Source organism: Rhizobium sp. No.120, from assembly GCF_054558365.1.
The window spans coordinates 20,133-39,804 of sequence record NZ_BAAJNQ010000020.1 but is presented as its reverse complement, the minus strand read 5'-3'; the positions used below and the strand labels follow the sequence as shown (position 1 = coordinate 39,804).

Annotated in this window: 22 protein-coding genes and 1 pseudogene; 11 read left to right on the top strand and 12 right to left on the bottom strand. The window is 58.0% G+C overall.

Annotation, left to right across the window (positions count from 1 at the left end; translation table 11 throughout):
- The first annotated feature begins 97 nt into the window (after positions 1-97).
- Positions 98-2,173 carry an acyltransferase family protein gene (locus ACYJRZ_RS29565; RefSeq protein WP_459464770.1) on the top strand — a complete coding sequence of 692 codons (2,076 nt, stop codon included), beginning with the start codon at positions 98-100 and terminating at the stop codon, positions 2,171-2,173.
- Here the strand turns inward: ACYJRZ_RS29565 and ACYJRZ_RS29560 are convergent.
- The 3 genes from ACYJRZ_RS29560 to ACYJRZ_RS29550 form a co-directional block, all read right to left on the bottom strand.
- Positions 2,167-2,406, bottom strand: coding sequence for a hypothetical protein (locus ACYJRZ_RS29560; RefSeq protein WP_459464768.1), 240 nt, complete (start codon positions 2,404-2,406; stop codon positions 2,167-2,169). The genes ACYJRZ_RS29565 and ACYJRZ_RS29560 overlap by 7 nt on opposite strands.
- Positions 2,407-2,480: 74 nt before the next feature.
- The gene (locus tag ACYJRZ_RS29555) at positions 2,481-3,077 is read right to left on the bottom strand and encodes a cation transporter (protein ID WP_459464766.1); all 597 of its coding nucleotides are present in this window, start codon (positions 3,075-3,077) and stop codon (positions 2,481-2,483) included.
- 2 nt (positions 3,078-3,079) lie between these two features.
- Positions 3,080-3,655 (bottom strand): Chromate resistance protein ChrB, encoded by a 576-nt coding sequence (locus tag ACYJRZ_RS29550; RefSeq protein ID WP_459464764.1) that lies wholly within the window; start codon positions 3,653-3,655, stop codon positions 3,080-3,082.
- Positions 3,656-3,786: 131 nt separating this feature from the next.
- Here ACYJRZ_RS29550 and ACYJRZ_RS29545 point away from each other — a divergent pair, with 131 nt between their 5' ends.
- On the top strand, positions 3,787-4,404 hold the full coding sequence (locus ACYJRZ_RS29545; RefSeq protein ID WP_459464762.1) for a hypothetical protein: 618 nt from the start codon (positions 3,787-3,789) through the stop codon (positions 4,402-4,404).
- Between the two features lie 121 nt (positions 4,405-4,525).
- Here ACYJRZ_RS29545 and ACYJRZ_RS29540 read toward each other — a convergent pair whose 3' ends face one another.
- The 6 genes from ACYJRZ_RS29540 to ACYJRZ_RS29515 all read right to left on the bottom strand — a co-directional run bounded on the left by ACYJRZ_RS29540 (position 4,526) and on the right by ACYJRZ_RS29515 (position 10,139).
- Positions 4,526-5,653, bottom strand: coding sequence for a TniQ family protein (locus tag ACYJRZ_RS29540; RefSeq protein ID WP_459464760.1), 1,128 nt, complete (start codon positions 5,651-5,653; stop codon positions 4,526-4,528).
- Complete coding sequence (locus ACYJRZ_RS29535) at positions 5,650-6,567, bottom strand: TniB family NTP-binding protein (RefSeq protein WP_459464758.1); 918 nt, start codon at positions 6,565-6,567, stop codon at positions 5,650-5,652. The genes ACYJRZ_RS29540 and ACYJRZ_RS29535 overlap by 4 nt, the downstream gene beginning before the upstream one ends.
- Entirely contained in the window at positions 6,564-8,204 is a 1,641-nt protein-coding gene (locus ACYJRZ_RS29530; RefSeq protein ID WP_459464756.1) for a transposase, read from the bottom strand. Before ACYJRZ_RS29530 ends, ACYJRZ_RS29535 begins: the two co-directional genes overlap by 4 nt.
- Before the next feature lie 190 nt (positions 8,205-8,394).
- Positions 8,395-9,072 carry a GAD-like domain-containing protein gene (locus ACYJRZ_RS29525; RefSeq protein ID WP_459464754.1) on the bottom strand — a complete coding sequence of 226 codons (678 nt, stop codon included), beginning with the start codon at positions 9,070-9,072 and terminating at the stop codon, positions 8,395-8,397.
- 423 nt (positions 9,073-9,495) lie between these two features.
- Complete coding sequence (locus ACYJRZ_RS29520; RefSeq protein ID WP_459464752.1) at positions 9,496-9,699, bottom strand: cold-shock protein; 204 nt, start codon at positions 9,697-9,699, stop codon at positions 9,496-9,498.
- A gap of 71 nt (positions 9,700-9,770) precedes the next feature.
- Positions 9,771-10,139 carry an ArsR/SmtB family transcription factor gene (locus ACYJRZ_RS29515; RefSeq protein WP_459464750.1) on the bottom strand — a complete coding sequence of 123 codons (369 nt, stop codon included), beginning with the start codon at positions 10,137-10,139 and terminating at the stop codon, positions 9,771-9,773.
- Between the two features lie 253 nt (positions 10,140-10,392).
- Here ACYJRZ_RS29515 and ACYJRZ_RS29510 point away from each other — a divergent pair, with 253 nt between their 5' ends.
- On the top strand, positions 10,393-11,565 hold the full coding sequence (locus tag ACYJRZ_RS29510) for a site-specific integrase (RefSeq protein ID WP_459464748.1): 1,173 nt from the start codon (positions 10,393-10,395) through the stop codon (positions 11,563-11,565).
- 81 nt (positions 11,566-11,646) lie between these two features.
- On the opposite strand, the gene ACYJRZ_RS29505 is transcribed toward ACYJRZ_RS29510, so the two are convergent.
- Positions 11,647-11,994, bottom strand: coding sequence for an EF-hand domain-containing protein (locus ACYJRZ_RS29505; protein WP_459464801.1), 348 nt, complete (start codon positions 11,992-11,994; stop codon positions 11,647-11,649).
- A 71-nt stretch (positions 11,995-12,065) separates the two neighbouring features.
- On the opposite strand from ACYJRZ_RS29505, the gene ACYJRZ_RS29500 reads away from it, so the two are divergent.
- From ACYJRZ_RS29500 to ACYJRZ_RS29490, 3 genes and pseudogenes are all read left to right on the top strand, one after another.
- Positions 12,066-12,440 carry a type II toxin-antitoxin system RelE/ParE family toxin gene (locus ACYJRZ_RS29500; protein ID WP_459464747.1) on the top strand — a complete coding sequence of 125 codons (375 nt, stop codon included), beginning with the start codon at positions 12,066-12,068 and terminating at the stop codon, positions 12,438-12,440.
- Positions 12,437-12,733 carry a helix-turn-helix domain-containing protein gene (locus ACYJRZ_RS29495; RefSeq protein ID WP_368518887.1) on the top strand — a complete coding sequence of 99 codons (297 nt, stop codon included), beginning with the start codon at positions 12,437-12,439 and terminating at the stop codon, positions 12,731-12,733. Before ACYJRZ_RS29500 ends, ACYJRZ_RS29495 begins: the two co-directional genes overlap by 4 nt.
- 166 nt (positions 12,734-12,899) lie before the next feature.
- A pseudogene (locus ACYJRZ_RS29490) lies at positions 12,900-13,106 on the top strand (hypothetical protein); the annotation flags it as partial.
- Here the strand turns inward: ACYJRZ_RS29490 and ACYJRZ_RS29485 are convergent.
- A complete protein-coding gene (locus tag ACYJRZ_RS29485; protein WP_459464746.1) occupies positions 13,093-13,395 on the bottom strand; it encodes a putative quinol monooxygenase in 303 nt (100 codons plus the stop codon). The pseudogene ACYJRZ_RS29490 and the gene ACYJRZ_RS29485 overlap by 14 nt on opposite strands.
- A 68-nt stretch (positions 13,396-13,463) precedes the next feature.
- On the bottom strand, positions 13,464-14,480 hold the full coding sequence (locus tag ACYJRZ_RS29480) for an NADP-dependent oxidoreductase (RefSeq protein WP_459464799.1): 1,017 nt from the start codon (positions 14,478-14,480) through the stop codon (positions 13,464-13,466).
- A 91-nt stretch (positions 14,481-14,571) separates the two neighbouring features.
- On the opposite strand from ACYJRZ_RS29480, the gene ACYJRZ_RS29475 reads away from it, so the two are divergent.
- The 5 genes from ACYJRZ_RS29475 (at position 14,572) to repB (ending at position 19,562) form a co-directional block, all read left to right on the top strand.
- Entirely contained in the window at positions 14,572-15,474 is a 903-nt protein-coding gene (locus tag ACYJRZ_RS29475; RefSeq protein WP_459464745.1) for a LysR family transcriptional regulator, read from the top strand.
- 97 nt (positions 15,475-15,571) lie between these two features.
- Positions 15,572-15,823 (top strand): hypothetical protein, encoded by a 252-nt coding sequence (locus tag ACYJRZ_RS29470; protein WP_459464744.1) that lies wholly within the window; start codon positions 15,572-15,574, stop codon positions 15,821-15,823.
- A gap of 190 nt (positions 15,824-16,013) precedes the next feature.
- Positions 16,014-16,661, top strand: a complete 648-nt coding sequence (locus ACYJRZ_RS29465; protein ID WP_459464743.1) for an HVO_A0114 family putative DNA-binding protein — start codon at positions 16,014-16,016, stop codon at positions 16,659-16,661.
- Between the two features lie 651 nt (positions 16,662-17,312).
- On the top strand, positions 17,313-18,509 hold the full coding sequence (gene repA / locus ACYJRZ_RS29460; protein WP_459464741.1) for a plasmid partitioning protein RepA: 1,197 nt from the start codon (positions 17,313-17,315) through the stop codon (positions 18,507-18,509).
- A gap of 72 nt (positions 18,510-18,581) precedes the next feature.
- Complete coding sequence (gene repB / locus ACYJRZ_RS29455; protein ID WP_459464739.1) at positions 18,582-19,562, top strand: plasmid partitioning protein RepB; 981 nt, start codon at positions 18,582-18,584, stop codon at positions 19,560-19,562.
- The last annotated feature ends 110 nt before the right edge of the window (positions 19,563-19,672 follow it).

Here is a 19,672-nt window from a genome sequence, read left to right as displayed (position 1 = left end):
CCGCGCCGGTTCAGCTTATCGTCAGTTCATCGGCTTATCGGCCGCAAATACGACACGTTCCGGCGGCAGGGCCTAGGATTGAACTGGAGTTGAGAATTTGAATCTTGCAATTGCGCGCCCGGCACATTCGACCCCGATGGGCGCTCCGGCGCAAGGTGCGGGATTTGCCTATCGCCGGGATATCGATGGGTTGCGTGCCGTGGCGATCATTCCAGTCGTTCTCTATCACGCCGGTATTCCGGGGTTCAGTGGCGGCTTTGTCGGCGTCGACGTGTTTTTTGTCATCTCTGGTTTTCTGATGGCGTCGCTGATATCAGGCGAAATCGCAGCCGGGGAATTCAGCCTCATCCGCTTTTACGAGCGGCGCGTCCGCCGGATTTTCCCCGCGCTGTTTGCGGTCATGATCGCGTCTTTCGCCGCGGCATGGTTCCTGCTGATGCCGGCCGAGTTCGGATATTTTGCCCGCAGCCTGAAGGCCGCGGCCCTGTTCACCTCGAATATCCAGTTCGAGAAGGAAAGCGGGTATTTCGATATCGGCGCCCAGATGAAGCCGCTGCTGCACACCTGGTCCCTAGCGGTCGAAGAGCAGTTCTACATTTTGTTTCCGCTGCTCTTGATGGTGGTCAACCGATTTGCGCGGCGGCATGTGATCCTCCTGCTGGCGAGCCTTTTAGCCATTTCGTTCGCGGCGAGCACATGGGTGCTGTTTCGATCGCCGGTCGACGCGTTCTACCTGCTGCAGTTTCGCGCATGGGAGCTCCTGCTCGGCGCGTTGCTGGCCTTCAAGGCCATCCCTGTGCCGCGGCAATCGGTTGTGCGGGCAGGCATGGCGTTCGGCGGCATCCTTTTGATCGGCGTGGCGACCCTTGGTTTCAGCGACCAAACGCTGTTTCCAGGTCCGGCCGCCTTGCTCCCTTGCCTGGGAGCCGGGCTGATCATCCATGCCCGCGATGATAGTGGTCCGGCCAGCCGGATCCTCCGCTCGAAGGCAATGGTGGGTGTGGGGTTAATCTCCTATTCCCTTTATCTGTGGCATTGGCCGATCATCGTCTTCAGCCGCGAGATAACTGGACGGGAGCTTTCCCTGTTTCAGGGCGGACTGATCGTTTTAGCCTCGCTCGTCATGGCTACTCTCTCCTGGCGGTTTGTCGAGCGGCCCTTTCGAGGGCATGGCACAGGTGTGAAGCGAGGACCATCGTTTGCCGGCGCTGCAACGCTCATGGTCACGGCACTCGGAATAGGCGACTACGTTGCCCACCATTCTGGTCTCCCCAGCCGCCTGCCGGCGGAGGTGCAAAAGGTCTATGCCGCGACATACGATGAGAGCCGCTTCGGCGTGCCGCCATGCTTTGCCGACTCCACAAAGACAGGACCCTCGGCGGCAGACATCCGTGCCGGCAAGCTTTGTCCGCTCGGCGCCGAAAGCTCGAGCAAACCCTCCTTTGTCGTATGGGGAGATTCCCATTCAGGCGCGATGGCGCCAGCCATCGACGCCGCCGCGAAGCAGATTGGCCTGCAGGGGCCCTTTGCCGGGCATTCCTCCTGTCCGCCCTTGCCGGGAGTTCAACTGACGCCACGCGGCGATACCGAACGCTGCGGCGCCTTCAACGGCGCCGTGCGAGACCTGATCACATCGCAGCACATTCCGCTGGTCTTCCTGGTCGCTTACTGGCCTAAGTACGTCCATGACGCTGAAATGCCGAACGAGGGACCGTACTTCGACCCGTCGGTGCCGCCTCCATTGGAGGATCGATCCGCCTCGGTCGACCAATCGCTGGATAGCCTGCTGGCTGATTTGACGAGGCAGGGAATCAGGGTCGTGCTGGTTTCCGATGTTCCCGAGATGGGCCGCTATATGCCGGAAGCCATTGCCAAGGCTATGATGCGCGGCACGTCGACGGAGATTGCGCCGCCATTCGGCTATATCGAAGCGCGGCAGGCGCTCTCGCGTCGGATCCTGAGCCGTGTGGCGGCAAAATACGGCGTGCCGATCATCGATCCGCTTCCGTCGATCTGCAGCAATCGCCGCTGCGATACACTCCGAGACGGCCTGCCGCTGTACAAGGATGCCGACCACCTCACGGCGACGTTCGCCACGACCCTAAGCCCGCTCTACGTGCCGGTGCTGTCCGAGGTTCGCAATTCGCTGGCTGCCGTTACCGCAGCTCACTGATCATTGTCGTCATCCACGGTGGTCCAAATCGTACGGATCAGCAGAGCGATGCAATAGAACGAAACGAACAGGATGAACGCTGCGATCCCATAGTGGACGTTCTCCATCAGCTTGTGATGATGCTTTTCCAGCACCTCGCCCATGTTGTAGGCAACGATCACCACAACGGTGAGCACGGCAGACAACAGAAATGGCCAGCTCTTTTTGAGAAGGGTTGCAAGGGTCCGTAGCATCGGAATGTCCCCGGATGAGATGCACCAGCTCTTTGAGGTTTCTGTTTTCATGAGTTCACCCGTCTTGCGCTGTCTTATGGCTGGGCCGTTCGGTGCTCATCGCGGGCGGCGGTCCACACCTCGCGGGCGGCATCCGCGTTCATCGCCGCGATCGCCAGGCCAACGATCAGGTCCGGCCAGGCGGAACGCCAGACAAAGGCGGTGACAAGACCGGCGGCGATGATGGCGATGTTCGCGAGGGCATCGTTGCGGGCCGACAGGAACGCGGCGCGCGTCAGGCTGCCGCTATGGTGACGATAGCGGGTGAGCATCACCGCGCAGGACAGGTTGACGACGAGCGCGCCGAGACCTGCCAACGTCAATGGCAGCGGATCAGGGGCAACCGGCGTCATGAACTTCTGCCAGGCGGTCCAAATGGTCGCGAGACCCGGAACCAGCAATATGCCGGCCAGCGCCATGCCGACGCGGGCGCGATTGCGGACGCTCCAGCCGAGCGCGACGGCGATCAGCAGATTGATGGAGGCGTCCTCGAGGAAGTCGACGCTATCGGCAAACAGCGAGACAGAGCCGATCGACAGCGCCACCAGAAACTCGATCCCAAAATAGCCGAGGTTCAGGAGAGCAACCTGCCTCACCACACGCTTTAGACCTTCGCCCATCAACATGGTCATGATCACTCTTTCTCGTTCGTGGGTTTGGAGACGTCGCTACGTGTCTCTTCATGGGCCTCGAACACCTGTTTGGCGAAGCTGTCGAGTAATGCCTCACAGGTCTTCAGCCGCTCCTGCGCTTCGGCTGCCAGAGGGGCGCCGTAGAAATCGAGCTTCGTGATCTTTTCGAACCAATCTTGCAGCTTCTTCAGATCAGCGTCGTTCTCTTCCAGCTCCGCATAGGAGAATTTCCCGGCGGCCGTTTCCTTGGCGATCTCGTTTTCGAAGTCGCCGCAGCGTTCCAGAAACTCGTGATAATGCTCATCACGATCGGCCTTAAAGCGGGCGGTCACCTTTTCCTGCTGACCGGCATCGGCCGCAACAGTTTCCAGGATGACGGCCTCACCACCCATCTCGACGATATCGTTTTCAAGCATCTTGAAGCGTCGAAGATGCTCATCCGTCTTCGGCAACAGGCAGACGCCATTCTGGATATAGACGGCGCCCATGCCTTTGATCTTGCGCCAAAGGGCCACCCGCTTCGTCGCGGGATCCGACGGAACCTTATAGGTCAGCAGCAGCCATGATTTGTCACTCATGGTTCTTGCCGTAATGTAACGACCGTTGCATGTCAACTGCTACAGATATAGGGATGTGCGTGAATGCCGATGCTGAGCGGCCCTTGCTTTGCCGACATCTCTCGCGCAACAAACCATGTCGAACGGAAGCCATGAGCCGCAAACTTGCAATTATCGTAGGAAATGGACCTCTGGAGCGAGACGTTTCGGTGACCGTGGACAGTGCCGATTTCGTCATGCGTTTCAATGAGCCGAACCTTGCCGACGGATGGAGCGGCACCCGCACGGACATCCTCGTCCTGAGTGTGTCGAGCAAGCAATTCCAGAAGCGGATGGCGGAACCGCTATTCCTGGAGAACGCGGCTGTCAAAGCGGCAAAAGAGGTCATGCTTGCCTATCATCCGGCGATCATCCGCAAGTACCATCCAAGGCCGAATATCCTGCAGCGATTGAAGGGCAGACGGGCGGACTGGACAGATCGAGCCATCGAAATCCTGCAGAGCGCCGGCAAGGAAGTTCGCGTCATGCCGCCGCAGTTCTATCTCGATGGTTGCGCCGCACTTCAAATTCCGCAACAAAAAATGCGCGAGCTTTTTCCGAGCACCGGCTTCTTGGGGATTGGCTATGTTCTCGACCGGTTCGCCCCGTCGGAGTGGGATATCAAGCTGTGCGGTTTCACCTGGGAGGGATGGAAACGTCATCCCTGGCATCAGGAGCGCGCTTGGGTCGAGGACAAGATCGCGAACGGTCGTCTCAATATGATCAATTAGGCAATAGGCCCACGGAAACAGCGTTGCGCTCAACCCTCACACGTGCGTGACGGCCAGCCTCCAGGGCCCAAAGATCGATCGTTAACGCTTGTTGTTCGAACTTCACGCCAGGTGAGCGGGATCAGATGAGACGAGGTTCATTGCTACTGTCTCGTTCGCTCTTGAGTGCGCGGTTCATAAGGCGCCCGAGTTTTCTATCTCGCCCCCTTCCCCTCATCGCCAAGATCGCCTTCCCATCGGAGCTTGCCAGGATCTGTTCGGCCAAACGCTGATACTCGACGTCCGATCGGAGCCTGTGCTTCGCCGCGGTTCCCAGAGTTATGCCCGTATCGGGCGTTCCGCCGGGCTGCGGCGGTGGATTGCGTTTGCGGTCGGCAAATTCTCGCTCGAGATAAGATGGTGGCAGTCCGAACCCTCGCCTTGCCTGCGCCAGATCAAGCAACTGCGCTGCGGCCACGAATGTCGCGATGCGCCATGGTAGCGACAGGCTGACAAGCGGGTTGCGGCGTGACGCAAAGCCAGGAAGGCGTCCAAAAGGAAGCTTCAAGTCAAGCCAGGCGATGAACGGTTTGCCGTTCGCCTGCGATGGCGACCACAAGGTTTCGATCGCAGCGTTTATCTCGTCCGGTGCGACACTGCCCTCCCTCCCCTCAATAGCCGCGCCCAATGCGGCCGTCAGCTCGAGCAGGAAATCCACCGTGACCGCCCCTTCGACCTTCGTTGGTCCGCCCGATACCGCAGTCGAGCAGTGACCGCAGATGAGTCTTGCCTCTTCCTCGATACAGTCGAAGCGAAATTGGCCCCGCGCGAAACAGCGGCCACACCAATCTTGCAGCATCCGACGATGCTTGCGGCAGGCCGCGGCTTCAATGTGGGACCATTCTCGACGAAAATAATGATCCCGACCCACCGATACGTCCTCATCGAGGCAATCGGGGCAGATCCCGCGCTCCCGGCGGTCGGCAACAAACCAGTCAATCGGCCTTACCAACCGGCTGAGGATCATTGCTTCAACGTCCGCGATCTTTAATCTGGCTGCGCGCGCCCATGATCTGAGGGTCAGCGGATCCGGGCGATATTCCTGCAATTCGAAACTGCCGAAAACCGGCGGCCGATCCCCATGTCCCAGCCAATGCTCGATGTCGGCCGGCGTGCATCCGTAGCGACAAGCCACTCTGCCCTGCCACGATGAGATCAGTTCATCCGGGTATGGCCGCGGGGCGATCGGCAGCAGGGGGATCTGCCTCACCGCGCTGATCGCCGCTGCAGAGCGCGCTCTGATTGTCGAACCATGGCAACGAGCGGCAACACAAGGCCTTCTCGGCTGAAGCTGTCGGTGACGATACATTCACTGCCGTTGTGAATGGCGTCGGCCGCAACGGTCTCCATCAGCCGGAATATACGCACGGTCACGCCGTCGGTGAGCTCAAGAACACGTCTGCGGACTGCCGGAGATGTGACCGCCGATGGCCGCCGTAGCGGAAAGATGGATGCCAGGCTCGAAAGAAGCTGGGTCAGGCGCTGATCGTTCGACCAGCGCTCCAGCTGAAACGCTTCGAACCGTTCGGCAAGCTGCGGATCCGTCAGAAGCGCCTGTCGGGCAAGATCGGTGCCTGCACAGATCAACGGCACCTTGAGGTCATTGGCAAGAAAGCGGATCACATTGAGAAAAATCCGCTGCTGGCGAAACGTGCCGGTCAGCATGGCGTGGATCTCGTCGATCACAAGCATTCGCACGCCCATCCTGCGCATCAGACTCCGGCAGACGGTTTTGAGGCGGAATGCCGCATCGCTGCTCGGCCCGGGCGCCCCGAGGGCATTCAAGAGCTCGCCATAGACATCCCGCTCCAATGGCTCCGCGGGCATTTGCATCGCCACGACCGGCATGAAGGTCACGCCAGATCCCCTGTCGAAAGTCGCGGGATGATCGCGCAGAAACTTGCGGATGATCTTTGTTTTTCCCATGCCGGTGTCGCCATACAATAGCAGGCAAGGCATACGGTCCCGCGGAGGATAGGAAAGCAGATCCTCGAGCCGCATGAGGGCCGCATTCGCCTGAGCCGTTTCGAGCCAACGACCCGCCCGGATCCACGCGATACGCTCACTATCGCTCAATTCGGCATGGCTTCGGTAGGCCGGCAGAAGATGGGCATAGTCGCTCATGACCACTCCTCCACTTCTAACGGTGCCACGTCGATGCAGGCATCGTCTTCGTCCTCCGAATCCGGTAAATCAACAGTCCGATCACGCGCTGCCAACGCACGCTCTTTCCGCTCGAGATGGCGGCGCATGGCCCGGGTCTGCTGAACGGCATTCTCCATGAGCCGCCGTTGCTCGGCGATGGTTTCAAAAATCAGATGCTCGTCGACGGCTCGAACTCCACGGGCCTTCAACGCAGCACGCGCCATGCGATGTTCCCCAAGCGTGATCGGCGGCCGGTCCAGGGCCGCAAAGCGCACTGGCCATATCGATCCGTCTGGCTGCTCCACATAAACGCAAGAGAGATCGCGCGGATCGTACTTGACCCGCACCTGACGCGACGATCGGCCAGCCAAAGGGCTGAGAATATCATCCCAATAACGAATGCCGAACAGATGCAGCCCATCCCTGCGAATGTTGCGTTCCTCATAGGGCAGAAAGTCGAGCAGAAACTGTTCTGGATCATGCGGCACGCGCAACGGATGGGAACGGGCCGCCGCCGCATCGTCCCAGGCTGTCCGCGGCGGATGCAGCAAAGCGCTGTGAACCTCAGCGTGATAGCGGCCGACAATCTGCAGGGCCAACCATTTCTCCAATTCGTCGAGCGTCATCGCGGCATGCTTCTGCGGATCGTAGGAGCCTCGCTTGGCGATATTGCTCGACGTGGATCCCGGCAGCAAATGCACCGCACCCATCATCGTCCCGATCAAACGCTCGATATGTCCGCCGTAATGCGGTCGCGCGACAGGCCGGTACATCAGTTCGATCCCGTGCTCGGCGGCTCCCCTGACAAGGGCCTTGCCATGGAATTCCGCTCCGTTGTCGAGGTGAATGACGTCAGACATTCCAAAAACCGGCCACTCGGCATCAATGCCCTTCGCCTGCAACCAAGGCCCTTTCGGCATCACCATGTGTTGGATCGCCAGGGCCACGGATGTCGCCGACGGGCTTTCCAGGCTGAGATAGAAGCCGGCCACCATGCGGCTGGCGATATCGATCGCCAGCGTCAGCCAGGGGCGCTGCAGCGGCTTGCGGCTAACGGCATCGACGATGAACACATCCACCAGCGTATGATCGATCTGAACAATCTGGAGGGCGTGGTCGGCGCCATATTCATGTACGAAAACGCCGAACTGTTCGGCTGCCGCCTTTGCGCCTTCTCGCCAGCGCAAGCGGATCTTGGGATCGATACTGTCGACCCGCGCCCGGACAGCCGTCCACGATGGCGCGTGAACTCCGCGTTCATGGCAAACTTGCCGTACCCGATCGTGCAGAGCGGTGATCGTCGGCCGCTCACGTTTGCGATAGGTATCTTGAATTGCCGCTTGAATTATGTCTTCAATCTCTGGTGGCAATAGCGCTCTGCCCTTGGCGGGACCCGGTATGGCGTCCAGCAGCGAACTCGTGACCGGCGACGCGCGATATTGCTGCAGCAGCTTATAGAAACGGGTTTGGCCCAACTTCAGCTCTCGGCAGGCTCTACCGACATGCGCGGCCGAAAGGCGGGGCAGCAAAGCCAAGGGACGAAGAACCTTCTCGCGTGACACCGCCCGCAGCCAGATCGCGTCGTCGACGGAAAACTTGTCTGGTTTTCGGCCCATCGACATCAACCCTTATGGCGAGCTGCAAATCAGGCTAAAATTTCACCGAACCTACTCAACTTCACTCCATTAGAATGAGCGACTATTGTTACGCGACAACGACATGCGTTGCGCTTGTTCAAAAAGACGGACACGCTATATTGGCCACCTGGATGAGCGAAAACGGCCGGTTAAGCGACACGATGGAACGTCATAGTTTTGCGAATGTATGATTTGCGACAGCACCAATTGAAGTACCAAGGAACGGAATCTTCGGCGGCGCAAGTTGCCGCAGGAGCGTCAAGTGAACGTCCAGTTTGACCTTTTTCAGATGGTCGAGATTCATTTGACCACCGGCAATCAGGGCAGGCTCAAAGCCATACAATTCATCCCGCTCAAGCGGTCCTAGCTTGCCGGCAGCGCGTTTGAATAGCGGCTGCTTCGCCGCATCCTTAAAGTCACATTCGCTTGGCGTCTTGGCACCGAAGAACGTCTGCACCCGAAAGTCCGGATTCTTGAGCGGCCCCTTAAAATCTTTTTCCAGAGCAATAAGAGAATGCGTCGGGCACGAAACCGTCAAGCTGGGCCCCGTTTTCTCACCCCATACATACAACTTCCCGAAACCCGTCCTGGCGATGACGTGGTAGCTATCGACCTGTTCGAAGATCGTGTCCTCAAGCCACATATCTAAAACGTCTTGGTATTCGTCGGGATTCACGATCGAGAACAGTCCGTCCAAGTAGCTTGCCCATCCTTCTTCGGACCAATATTTCAAGAGTTGAGCGGGCAGCGTCTTCTCGAATTTTTCGAAGCTGGCTTGAGGGACCTTGACGCGGCTCGTCGCTTCACCAAAATTCTCGATAAACAGCTCAAAATCTTCGTCTCTCATCTCACTCCCTTTCCACGACAAGGCTCTACCGGAACACATTAGAAGCTTGCTGAAATTGTTGCGGAACAAAATTGACAGCGGCGAGCCGATCGATCTCGGGCCCGTGCCTCACGTGTCACCGCTCGGATGGGAGCATATAACGCTCAACGAAGAATTTCGATGGCCGCCGTTAAGGTAGTCTATCGCCCCCTCCCGCAAATGACTCGAGATTCGGCGAAGTTCGGCGGACATCTCTGTTCCACCGGCCACTTGGACCGCCCTCCCCTGCCGAACTCTCCATTGTTATGCAGACGCGGTCACCAGGCGCATAAATACTGCTTCCATCCAGGCGAGGACAGCGGCGACGCGCGTGAGGTGACGCAGATCGGGGTGTGCCAAGCGATCGGATCGCAGCCGCAGCGCGGAGTCTGTTGTAGGCAGTTGTCAGAGGGGCCTGACGTTTTCCGCCCTGGATCTGCCGGTCCTTCTGTCCTGGCCCAAATCGTAGGAAACGGATTGGCCCTCCTTCAGCAGATCACCATATTGCAGGGCGCTGACGTGGACGAAGACGTCATCTCCCCCAGCATCCGGCGTGATGAAGCCAAATCCTTTGTCCGCGTTGAAAAACTTAACCTTGCCCGTCGGCATGGGATCCCCCATTTTACGATTAGCGGCAAGAATACCCTAGCCGTCTGGTTTTGATCGATCAAGTTGACATGCTACTGCGCCTCGCGCTTGGCAGCCGGCGTGAAAACCGATTGTTTTTGCCGCGCGAGTCTGGAGCGCTGAGTTGCGTGCCGCGCCATGACGGTGTGTTCGCCCAGAGCCGAGAGGATGCCTCGCACATCGTGGGACATGCAACAATAGAAGGCGGAATGATGCAGTTTCCGCTTTGACACCAATTGCGTGGCGCGGAGCTTGGCAAGATGCTGCGATAGCGCCGAATTGCTGAGCCCAACTCTTTTGGCAAGCTCTCCGACGCCCCATTCGTCCTGACAGAGCAATAGCAAGATCTCGAGCCGCTTCGCGTTTGCCATGGCATGCAGTATCGCTGCGGAGCGCAGCAGTTTCTCCGGACCATCGAGCAAAGATGTACTCCCCCACCAAACCCGACCAATTTGTATATTATAGAATTTCTATGTAATAATTAACGCATGTTTCGATTCCAGGCTTGCTTGAGGCCCGCCGTGATCCGGATTGAAACAAAAGCCTTAACAGGGATTTTGACTGCATATTAAGTGTAAGGCTCGGCGCCTGCGCCTCTGTTAAGAAGAGATATATCGATTTTTAGCGACGAAAAGCCGATAAAGGTGGAGCAAATCACAGCGCTGGAGCCGCCTCATGATGAAGCCGAAAGCCCTCCCCTCCCCCGCCGATCCGGTGCTGCTCCGCGCCGAGGAACTTGATGCGCTCGATGCCATCCTGCCCTTCGCCCGCCGCGATCAGCTGGCGACGCTGCTGACGGACGAGGACGTCGCCACCCTCAAGCATCTCGCCAAGGAAGGCATGGGCGCCAATACCCTTCGCGCCCTTTCCTCCGATCTCGGCTATCTCGAAGCCTGGTGCGAGCTTGCCACCGGCGCTCCCCTCCCCTGGCCGGCTCCGGAAAGCCTGCTTCTCAAATTCGTCGCCCATCATCTCTGGGATCCCGCCGAGCGCGCCGAAGACCCTGGCCACGGCATGCCTAATGACGTCGAAATCGGATTGCGCTCCAAGGGCCTGCTGCGCGTCGATGGTCCGCATGCGCCAGACACCGTGCGCCGGCGCCTGACCTCCCGGTCGATCCTGACGCGCTGGCGTGGGCTGACGGGATCATTTACCGCGCCGTCCCTGAAAACCGCATTGCGCCTCGCCGTGCGTGCCACACCGCGACAACGCCGCCGCAAGAGCAGACGAGCGGTCACCGGCGACGTCCTGGCAAAGCTGCTGGCCACTTGTGCCGGCGATCGGCTGACCGATGTCCGCGACCGCGCCCTGCTGCTAACCGCCTTTGCTTCCGGCGGCCGCCGGCGCTCCGAAGTTGCCGACCTGCGCGTCGAGGATCTGGTCGACGAAGAACCGGTGCATGCCGATCCCAGAAACCCCGTCTCCCCTCTCTTGCCGTGTCTCACCATCACTCTCGGCCGCACCAAGACGACAACGGCCGACGACCGCACGCACGTCGTTTTGATTGGTCGGCCGGTCGAAGCACTCAAGCAATGGATTGAACAAGCCAGGATCGACACCGGACCGGTGTTCCGGCGTATAGACCAATGGGGCAATATCGACCGGCGAGCACTGACGCCGCAGTCGGTCAATCTGATCCTGAAGACGCGGTGCAAGCAGGCCGGGCTCGATCCGGAGGCATTCTCGGCGCACGGGCTGCGCTCGGGGTATCTGACCGAGGCCGCAAATCGCGGCATTCCCCTGCAAGAGGCCATGCAGCAATCCCTGCACAAGTCCGTGGCGCAGGCGGCGAGCTACTATAACAATGCGGAGCGCAAGAACGGGGGCGCCGCGCGGCTAGCTTTGTAATCAGTTACTGCGCGATGGCAAGTGAAAGTCTAACTCTGGCGACGAGACCTCACTGATAGCTGATAACATAAAGCCTGGAGACTATTGACCTTGCATGAAGGCCTGGATCTCTTCCGGCGTGACTTTGCCATCCTTGTTGGCGTCGATCATGTCGAAGATCCGCTTGTGAATTGTCGTTACTTCATCAAAGGAAAGTGCGCCGTCACCGTTGGTATCCGCGATGGCGAACATGATCCTCATCATGTGTCCGCGCATTTTGCCCATGGACATTCCATCGGCCATGCCGCAGGGCGCAGCACTTCGATCCATCATATCTGCGTGCTCCATTCCATCGGGCATCATCGCCGATCTTCCCAGTCGGTCCTGATCTGGAGTTTTGGACTGTGCTGCAGCGACGCCGATGTCCCCAGCGGTAAGGAAGGCGGCCAGCGCGTTTCCATTGTGCGGAAGATCCGTACCTTTCTATTGACGGAAGTGCGGAAATTCCGTATATAAAGATCATGCAGACAGTGATTGAAACGCCCGCCTATCTAGCTTCGGCCAAGGATGAAGGCCTGACCATCGCCGAACGGGAAGCGATTGTTTCATACATCGCTACCAATCCGGAGGCCGGAGACATCATGCCGGGAACCGGGGGCGCGAGAAAGCTTCGGTTTGCCGGTCGCGGAAAGGGAAAAAGCGGCGGCTACCGGATCATAACATTTTATGCCGATCGGGAAATTCCTGTTTTCCTTCTGGATATCTACAGCAAGGATTCTCAGGCCAATCTCTCACAGGCGGAGCGAAATGAGTTGCGAGAGATTCTGACTGCCTTGCCTCAGCAATGGCGAGAACACGCAAGCAAACGAGCAAAGAACATCAGGAGTCGGAAATGAGCAAAGCAGGATCACGTATTTTGCAGGGTGCCCGTGAAGCTCTTGCCTTCGCGAACGGCGAAGCGGACGAGACCCAATACGAACTTCACATTCCCTCGGAAGTGAACGTCAAGGACATACGGCACAGACTTGGCCTTTCGCAGCAGGCGTTCGCATCCCGTTATGGCTTCTCCATCGGTCGTGTGCGCGATTGGGAGCAGAACAGGTCGAATATGGACGCCCCATCCCGTATCCTGCTCACTGTCATCGACAAGGAGCCGGAAGCCGTCGAAAGAGCTTTGAAGTCGGCCTGACGACTTACCAAGTCCGACAAAGCCAATTCGGCGCGAGGGGAATCCCATTCGGCCCTTCCCCTCGCGCTCCCCTGCCCGCCCGCAATGAAAGGCAAGGCCAAAGGCAGGGCGATGTCGCCGGCTTTCAGGCCGGACCGGTCCGATCGCACCCGGAGCACGACAGACAGGACTAGGGTCAGGATATCTGACCGAGGCCGCTAACCGCGGCATCCTTCTTACGGAGGCGATGGAGCAGTCGCGGCATCGCTGCGTTCAACAAGCCTCGAGCTATTACAATAATGCGAGCAGGCGCCGCGGCTCGACTTCTCTGATGGCAGGGTGGCGTCAAGCGGACGGAGACCTAGAGCTGTGGACATGCATCAGAAATCCATGATGTCACGTTCGTTTGTGGCGTCGTATTTACGGATTTCGCCTCGCATTTTGCCACCCCAGCGGCTGATAAACGCGATCGTATCCTCCGCCCGAAGATGAGCACTGAGCGCAGGCTGATCGGCCCAACGTTCCGATATCAGCAATCGCCCCGATTGTGGATCGTCCACGGCAGCATCATAAGCGATGGCGCCAGGACGCTTCCGCGTATTGACTGCAAGCGCTTTGAGTTCTGTCGTGAATTGCGCCAGATCGGCAGGATCGACGTCCATGTAACCTGTTACGATAAGCATGAGGCATACTCCAGCATCCCCGCACTGTCGGCCCTTAGCCGCCTGGGGTCTCAGTTGACTTGTAACGATCAGGCAGTGATCAGGACGATCTTGCCTTGGATGCTCCCTTCGGACGCGCGACGGTGAGCTATGGACGCGTCGGCTAGCGGATAGCTGCTGTCGATCACCACGCGAACGGTGCCGTCATCAAGGAGGCGGCCGACCTCTGCCAGTTGCGCACCGTTCGAACGCACCTGCGTCGATGATACGATGATCTTCCGCTCGGCAGCTTGCCCATGGCCGGAAAAACCCAAGGGATTGACCAGAAACAAGACACCATTCTGTTTGATGATGGGGAGAAAGCGCTCCATATTCGCGCCGCCTACAGCGTCGAGCACCAGATCCACATCCTTCGCCACTGTTTCCGCCGCCACCTTGGTGTAGTCGATGAAAGTATCCGCTCCGAGATCGCGGAGAAGCGCCTCGTGCTTGCCGGAAGCAACGGCAATCACCTTTGCCCCTTTCAATCTTGCGATTTGAACTGCGAGATGGCCGACACCGCCTCCAGCGCCATTCACCAGCACGGTCTTGCCATCCAGCGGAATCGGTGCGTGCGAGAAGGCTTGGAATGGATTCGGGGCATCATGCCCCAGATCCACCAGAAACTGCCAGGCGGTCAGCAGCGACATCGGCGCGCCGGCCGCTTGAATATGGTCGATCCCGGCAGGCTTCAGCGCCAGCTCCGATGCGGGGACGCTCACGTATTCCGCATAGGCGTTGCTGCCCTTCATGAGGTCTTCCGGAAAGCGGACCATCGCAAAAACTTCGTCCCCGACACGAAATCCGCCCACGTCTTTGCCCACCGCGGCCACCGTGCCGGAAACATCGGTGCCAAGAATCAGCGGAAAGGTTGGGCTAGGTTGCCATTCCGGCGGCAATGCCCGATAGCCGTCGCGTAAATAGAGATCCGGAGGATTGATGCTCGCGGCATGCACTCGGACAAGCACGTCGTGAGCGGTTATTTCTGGTCGGGGCGCGTCCTCATAGAGCAGAACATCAGGCCCACCGAATTCATGCAACCGCACAGCTTTCATTGTCTTGGTCATCATTACCTCGCTTGGATGTTGGCTTCGATGACTGAAGATATGCGCGCGAGCTACGATTGATAATTGTGGCATAATTCGCTTTAGTAATGCCATGAAGGAACAAATAGGAATTGACAGACTGACGGGGCTGCTCGCGTTCGCGCGCGCTGGCTCCCTTGGGAGTTACACCGCTGCCGCCCGCTCACTGTCCATCTCACCGTCGGCGGTCAGCAAAAGCATCCAGCGCCTCGAACGACAGTTGGGTGTTTCGCTCTTTGCGCGGACGACGCGTTCTTTGACCCTGACAGCCGAGGGGCGTGACCTGCATGAGCGCGCGCTTCGGCTGCTGCGCGACGCCGAGGAAATCGAACAGGCGGCGAAAGCGGCACACGCAGAGCCTACGGGCACATTGCGCGTTGCAGCATCGTTTCCGGTCGGGCTGCACGTGATCACGCCAGCGCTTCCCAAGTTCCGCAGACGCTATTCAAAGGTAAACATAGATCTTCGTTTGAGCGATCATATGGTGGATCTCATCGAAGGCGGCTTCGATCTGGCGGTGCGGATCGGCGATCTTTCTGACTCTCGCCTGCTCTCACGGCGCCTCTCGTCCCATCGACTTTGCTGCTACGCCTCACCGGATTATCTTGCTCGTCGCCCCCTGCCCACTCATCCGAGCAAGTTGGAAGAGCACGAGACAGTCAATCTGCGCTATCAAAGCAGTGGCCAGTTGTTCCGCTGGCCCTTCCGTATCGGGAACCGTGAGGTGGAGATCATACCGTCCTCCGGCATCGTCGTCGATGCAAGTGAGGCTGTGCTTACAACAATTGCCGCCGGCGGGGGTATAGGAATGGCAACCAGCTTCATGGCCAGCGCCTGGGTGGGGCGCGGAGCGCTTGTTCCTGTTCTGGAAGATTACGCCGTCGACCGGCACAACATCACGGCGCTGTGGCCCGAGAGCCGCCGGTCCAACCCTGCTGTTCGCGCCTTTCTTGACACCCTGGTAGAGCTGTCGTGATCTCGGCGTTTCTGGCGCAGTCCGATATATCGTCCAATGTGGATGCCAAGCGCCGGGGCTTCCCGAAGTCCACACCCGCGACGGCATCGAAGCCGCATTGACAGAAATCAAGGGCAAAGAGTTCGCAAACGGCATTGCTCGCATGAAGAAGGCCGAAGCCGCCGCCTATGCCGAGACACAGGCCAACGGGACCGCATGGCTCCCCTCACCTATCAGTCCTGCCGTTCCGAAGGCGGACGATGGCAACGGTGGTTTGCTGGCGGCCGAGGCAGATGAGGACAGCGACGACGACGCAACGGGTATGACTGATGACGCCGACATCGTAGAGTTCCCCGAGGCAGCTGAGTAACGCCAGCCTTCATCTGTTCAAGTATCGACTGTTCTACGGCAAGGATGGTCGCCGCATCGTCGGTTTCGACAATGAGCGGGTAAGGGTGATCATTGCCATTTTGACGGTGACGAGCAGCCTTACCAGTTCACGACGACCGATGCCCTCCTGTCTGATTTTCGGAAGGAGATCATCAAGAGGAGGCAGAGCCATGAAAGAAGCCTTGATCCAAATCCGAGCTGATAGCGAAGCAGCTCTTGATGAAGCCTTCGACCGGGCGGCTAGCGCGACGCGGTCGGGAAAGCCCTCCGATCCCGTCGCCGTCTTCACTTTTTCCTCACCCGCCCAACTCCTTTCGGTGATCACACCCAAACGATGGGAATTGATCGAACATCTTCAGAAGATCGGCCCGTCGAGCATTCGCGGCCTTGGCCGCTCTCTCGAACGGGACATCAAGCGGGTGCATGACGATGTATCGACGTTGTCTAATTGGGGTATCATCGAACAGACCGACGATGGGAAAATTCATATTCCCTACGAGGTGATCCACGCGAATTTCGATCTGCGACCAGCTGCTGATCATCATTGGGGCGGAACCCCCTTCGGCCCTTCCCCTCGTGCACCCCTACCCGCCCGCAGGTTTGGGTGCTTTCGACGGCAGGACGACGCCTCCGCCTTTCCGGCCAGTCTGGTCCGATTTCAACCGGAGTACGACAGACAGGACCAGGACATCCCTCGGGAAGCATTAAGTTCGGTGGAGCCTCGGGCCGGGCGCGGTATCGAGTGGCAGCTTCTCAAAAAGCCACGATGCCCCTTCTTCGGGATACTGCCGGTTCCGGCATGTTGGCACTGGCGGTGAGTGGCCTTAGACCGTGAACCGAAACCTCGGCGCTGTTGTTTCGCCATTTTCCCACTCATCCGTGACATGGCTGTTGCCGTAGGGCGTCAATTGGATGACCCAACAGATCCCGACTTCGATATTTGAGAGGCGACTTGAAGGAGGCTCTGCAGCGAAGAACGCAAGCTCCGTAGTTCCTGGAGGTCACGGTCATCTTCTGAAGTCGCGGTATCGTTTTTGAGCGATAAATTAGGCCGACGCCTCTCAATCTCTTCGATGAGAACCTTGCAAATCAATATCTGTTCAAAAAGGAAACCATTCAGCGTCGTGCTCATGCACCAATATAGCCGTATCGTCTGCGGGAGGGATTGATCTGGATCAATGGAGACACGTGGCTAAGCAATGATCCGAGCACGGCGAGAGTCGCGCGCTGGGTTTTTCCGTCAACAAACTGAAGTTATTGGTGAATTTTAAGTTTTGACGTCCGTCAACAATTGCGGTGAATAATCTGTCCGCCGCTATTTCCCTAAAATGAGAATCGGCGTCCTTTAGATGGCCAGCGGCGTTAACCATTCGTTAACCCAATTTTCCTTGCTAGGAATCGAGAATCGGCGATAATGACGGCATTTCGCAGATTTCGATGATTATATCGGCATAATGCCCTGAGGCTCAATGAACGCGTTCAGTTCCTTACCGTCGTTTGAATTCGACGACAAAATCTTGATGCAGGGTGCGGAGATCTCGCGCAGGCTTAATCAGTTGCGCTTGGAGAACTTCCCACCGAATGCACGTAAGACACTTCGCGAATTTTCCGTCGCAGAGGTTGCCCACTATCTTGGAGTTACGCCAAGCAATCTCAAGCGCCTTTACCTCGACGGCAAGGGACCGGTACCCATCACCAAATCGGGAAACCGGAAATATTACACCGCCGAACAGATGTGGGAGCTTAGACACTACCTTTCCGAGACTGGAAAGAGTGAGGCCAAGAAATACGTCCCCCAAAGAAAGCCCGGTGACAAGCTTCAGGTCATTGCTGTCGTGAACTTCAAGGGTGGCTCCGGTAAGACCACGACGACCGCTCATCTGGCACAGCATTTGGCACTGACAGGTCATCGAGTTCTGGCGATTGATCTCGATCCACAGGCCTCGCTCTCGGCCCTCCACGGCTTCCAGCCCGAACTCGACAAAAACCCTTCGCTGTATGATGCCATCCGGTACGAAGATGACCGGACCCCGATCGCGGATGTCATTTTGCCGACTAACTTTCCCGGCCTCGATATTATCCCGGCGAACCTAGAGCTACAGGAGTACGAGTACGATACCCCATTGGCCATGCAGGCTGGGACCGAAGGAAAGCGGTTCTTCACCCGCCTGGGGAAGGCTCTGTTGGATGTGGACAGCAGATATGACGTCGTCGTAATCGACTGCCCTCCCCAGCTCGGCTATCTCACTCTCACAGCGCTGACTGCTTCGACGTCAGTCTTGATCACTGTGCATCCCCAGATGCTGGACCTCATGTCGATGTCGCAGTTTCTCCTTATGCTCGGCAACATCACGAAAACGATCAAGAAAGCTGGCGCAGACGTCCAGATGGATTGGCTCCGCTACCTGATCACGCGCTTCGAGCCCACGGATGTCCCACAGGTCCAGATGCTCGGCTTCATGCAGTCGATGCTCGCCGAGGAAATCCTGCAAACGCCGATGGTGAAGACAACCGCGATCTCCGACGCAGGCCTTACTAAGCGAACCCTCTATGAACTGGATCGCTCGAATTTCACGCGGGAGACGTACGATCGCGCAATCGACTGCATGGATGCGGTGAACTTCGAAATTCAGGGCTTGATCCATCGAGCATGGGGTAGGCTATGAACTTGTTGACGGCCGTCAAAAGTGACCGAGATGCTAGTGAAATCAACTTTCTAACGTTTCGGAGATAGCGATATGGCTCGAAAGAACCCGTTCATGAATGTCATGAACGATGAAGCGCTGGAGAACGTAAAGCCAATCCTTGATTACACGCTCAAGGGTGCCGGCAAGTCGATGATGAATTCCATCGACGAAGTGGCCGCTAGAGCGGATCGGCTTCTCGAGGGGGAGGCGGTCGTCGAGCTCGATCCGGACATCATCGACGCTTCATTCGTCAAGGACCGCCTCGAGGACGACGAAGAAGACTTCGCTGAACTCCTGACGGCAATTCGTGATCGCGGACAGAACAGTCCGATTCTCGTCAGGCCGCATCCGACTGCTAGTGGTCGGTACATGGTGGTGTTTGGACACCGCCGTCTTCGAGCGGCCGGGATGCTCGAAAGAAAGGTGCGGGCGGTCGTTAGGGATCTGAAAGACAGCGATCACCTGATCGCTCAAGGGCAGGAGAACTCAGCGCGCGCGAACCTATCCTTCTTCGAGAAGGCAATGTTTGCTGGTGAGATCTCCCGACGTCAGCTCGATGGCGACAGCTCGATCGCTCTCTCTGCGCTTTCCATTGACCGGGCAACACTCTCGAAGATGCTCGCGGTCACGGCGATGCCAAAAGAAATCCTGACCGCCGTCGGCGCTGCGAAAGGTATCGGGCGCGATCGTTGGTACGAGCTGAAGAACCTGCTGGAACGTCCATCGACTCTAGAGAAGGCCATCGCCTTCATTGGATCCGATGAGTTCAAGGTAAAGGTGGGTGATGAGCGGTTCAGTTCGTTGCTGGCCTACGTGAAATCACTAGGACGACAAACTCGGCCGAAAGCCGTGAAGGCCCAGAAGTGGCTATCAGACGACAAGTCGGTTTCCGCCGAGCTGAAGAACGACGGTAAGACCTATACGCTTGCTCTGAAGGCGAAGGATGCATCCGGCTTTGGCGATTTCATCGCTCAGAACTTGGCCGAGCTGTACCAGACATATCGGAGCCGGAAGGAACAACAAGGAGATTAGATAGCAAAAGAAAAAGGCCCCCAAACGACCAAGTCGTGGAAGCCTCTCTCGTATTCGTGACAGATCGAGAATCGCATTTCCCCGAATCCCAGTCAAGAGTCTTTGGCACC

What these genes read in the sequence shown, in the direction of transcription:
- ACYJRZ_RS29545 (WP_459464762.1), top strand. Translation starts at nt 3,787, where the DNA reads ATGAGCCGCAAACTTGCAATTATCGTAGGAAATGGACCTCTGGAGCGA.
- ACYJRZ_RS29480 (WP_459464799.1), bottom strand. Translation starts at nt 14,480, where the DNA reads ATGACCAAGACAATGAAAGCTGTGCGGTTGCATGAATTCGGTGGGCCT.
- ACYJRZ_RS29510 (WP_459464748.1), top strand. Translation starts at nt 10,393, where the DNA reads ATGATGAAGCCGAAAGCCCTCCCCTCCCCCGCCGATCCGGTGCTGCTC.
- ACYJRZ_RS29555 (WP_459464766.1), bottom strand. Translation starts at nt 3,077, where the DNA reads ATGACCATGTTGATGGGCGAAGGTCTAAAGCGTGTGGTGAGGCAGGTT.
- ACYJRZ_RS29485 (WP_459464746.1), bottom strand. Translation starts at nt 13,395, where the DNA reads ATGCTTATCGTAACAGGTTACATGGACGTCGATCCTGCCGATCTGGCG.
- ACYJRZ_RS29525 (WP_459464754.1), bottom strand. Translation starts at nt 9,072, where the DNA reads ATGAGAGACGAAGATTTTGAGCTGTTTATCGAGAATTTTGGTGAAGCG.
- ACYJRZ_RS29465 (WP_459464743.1), top strand. Translation starts at nt 16,014, where the DNA reads ATGAAAGAAGCCTTGATCCAAATCCGAGCTGATAGCGAAGCAGCTCTT.
- repB (WP_459464739.1), top strand. Translation starts at nt 18,582, where the DNA reads ATGGCTCGAAAGAACCCGTTCATGAATGTCATGAACGATGAAGCGCTG.
- ACYJRZ_RS29495 (WP_368518887.1), top strand. Translation starts at nt 12,437, where the DNA reads ATGAGCAAAGCAGGATCACGTATTTTGCAGGGTGCCCGTGAAGCTCTT.
- repA (WP_459464741.1), top strand. Translation starts at nt 17,313, where the DNA reads ATGAACGCGTTCAGTTCCTTACCGTCGTTTGAATTCGACGACAAAATC.
- ACYJRZ_RS29500 (WP_459464747.1), top strand. Translation starts at nt 12,066, where the DNA reads ATGCAGACAGTGATTGAAACGCCCGCCTATCTAGCTTCGGCCAAGGAT.
- ACYJRZ_RS29475 (WP_459464745.1), top strand. Translation starts at nt 14,572, where the DNA reads ATGAAGGAACAAATAGGAATTGACAGACTGACGGGGCTGCTCGCGTTC.
- ACYJRZ_RS29520 (WP_459464752.1), bottom strand. Translation starts at nt 9,699, where the DNA reads ATGCCGACGGGCAAGGTTAAGTTTTTCAACGCGGACAAAGGATTTGGC.
- ACYJRZ_RS29550 (WP_459464764.1), bottom strand. Translation starts at nt 3,655, where the DNA reads ATGAGTGACAAATCATGGCTGCTGCTGACCTATAAGGTTCCGTCGGAT.
- ACYJRZ_RS29535 (WP_459464758.1), bottom strand. Translation starts at nt 6,567, where the DNA reads ATGAGCGACTATGCCCATCTTCTGCCGGCCTACCGAAGCCATGCCGAA.
- ACYJRZ_RS29530 (WP_459464756.1), bottom strand. Translation starts at nt 8,204, where the DNA reads ATGGGCCGAAAACCAGACAAGTTTTCCGTCGACGACGCGATCTGGCTG.
- ACYJRZ_RS29560 (WP_459464768.1), bottom strand. Translation starts at nt 2,406, where the DNA reads ATGCTACGGACCCTTGCAACCCTTCTCAAAAAGAGCTGGCCATTTCTG.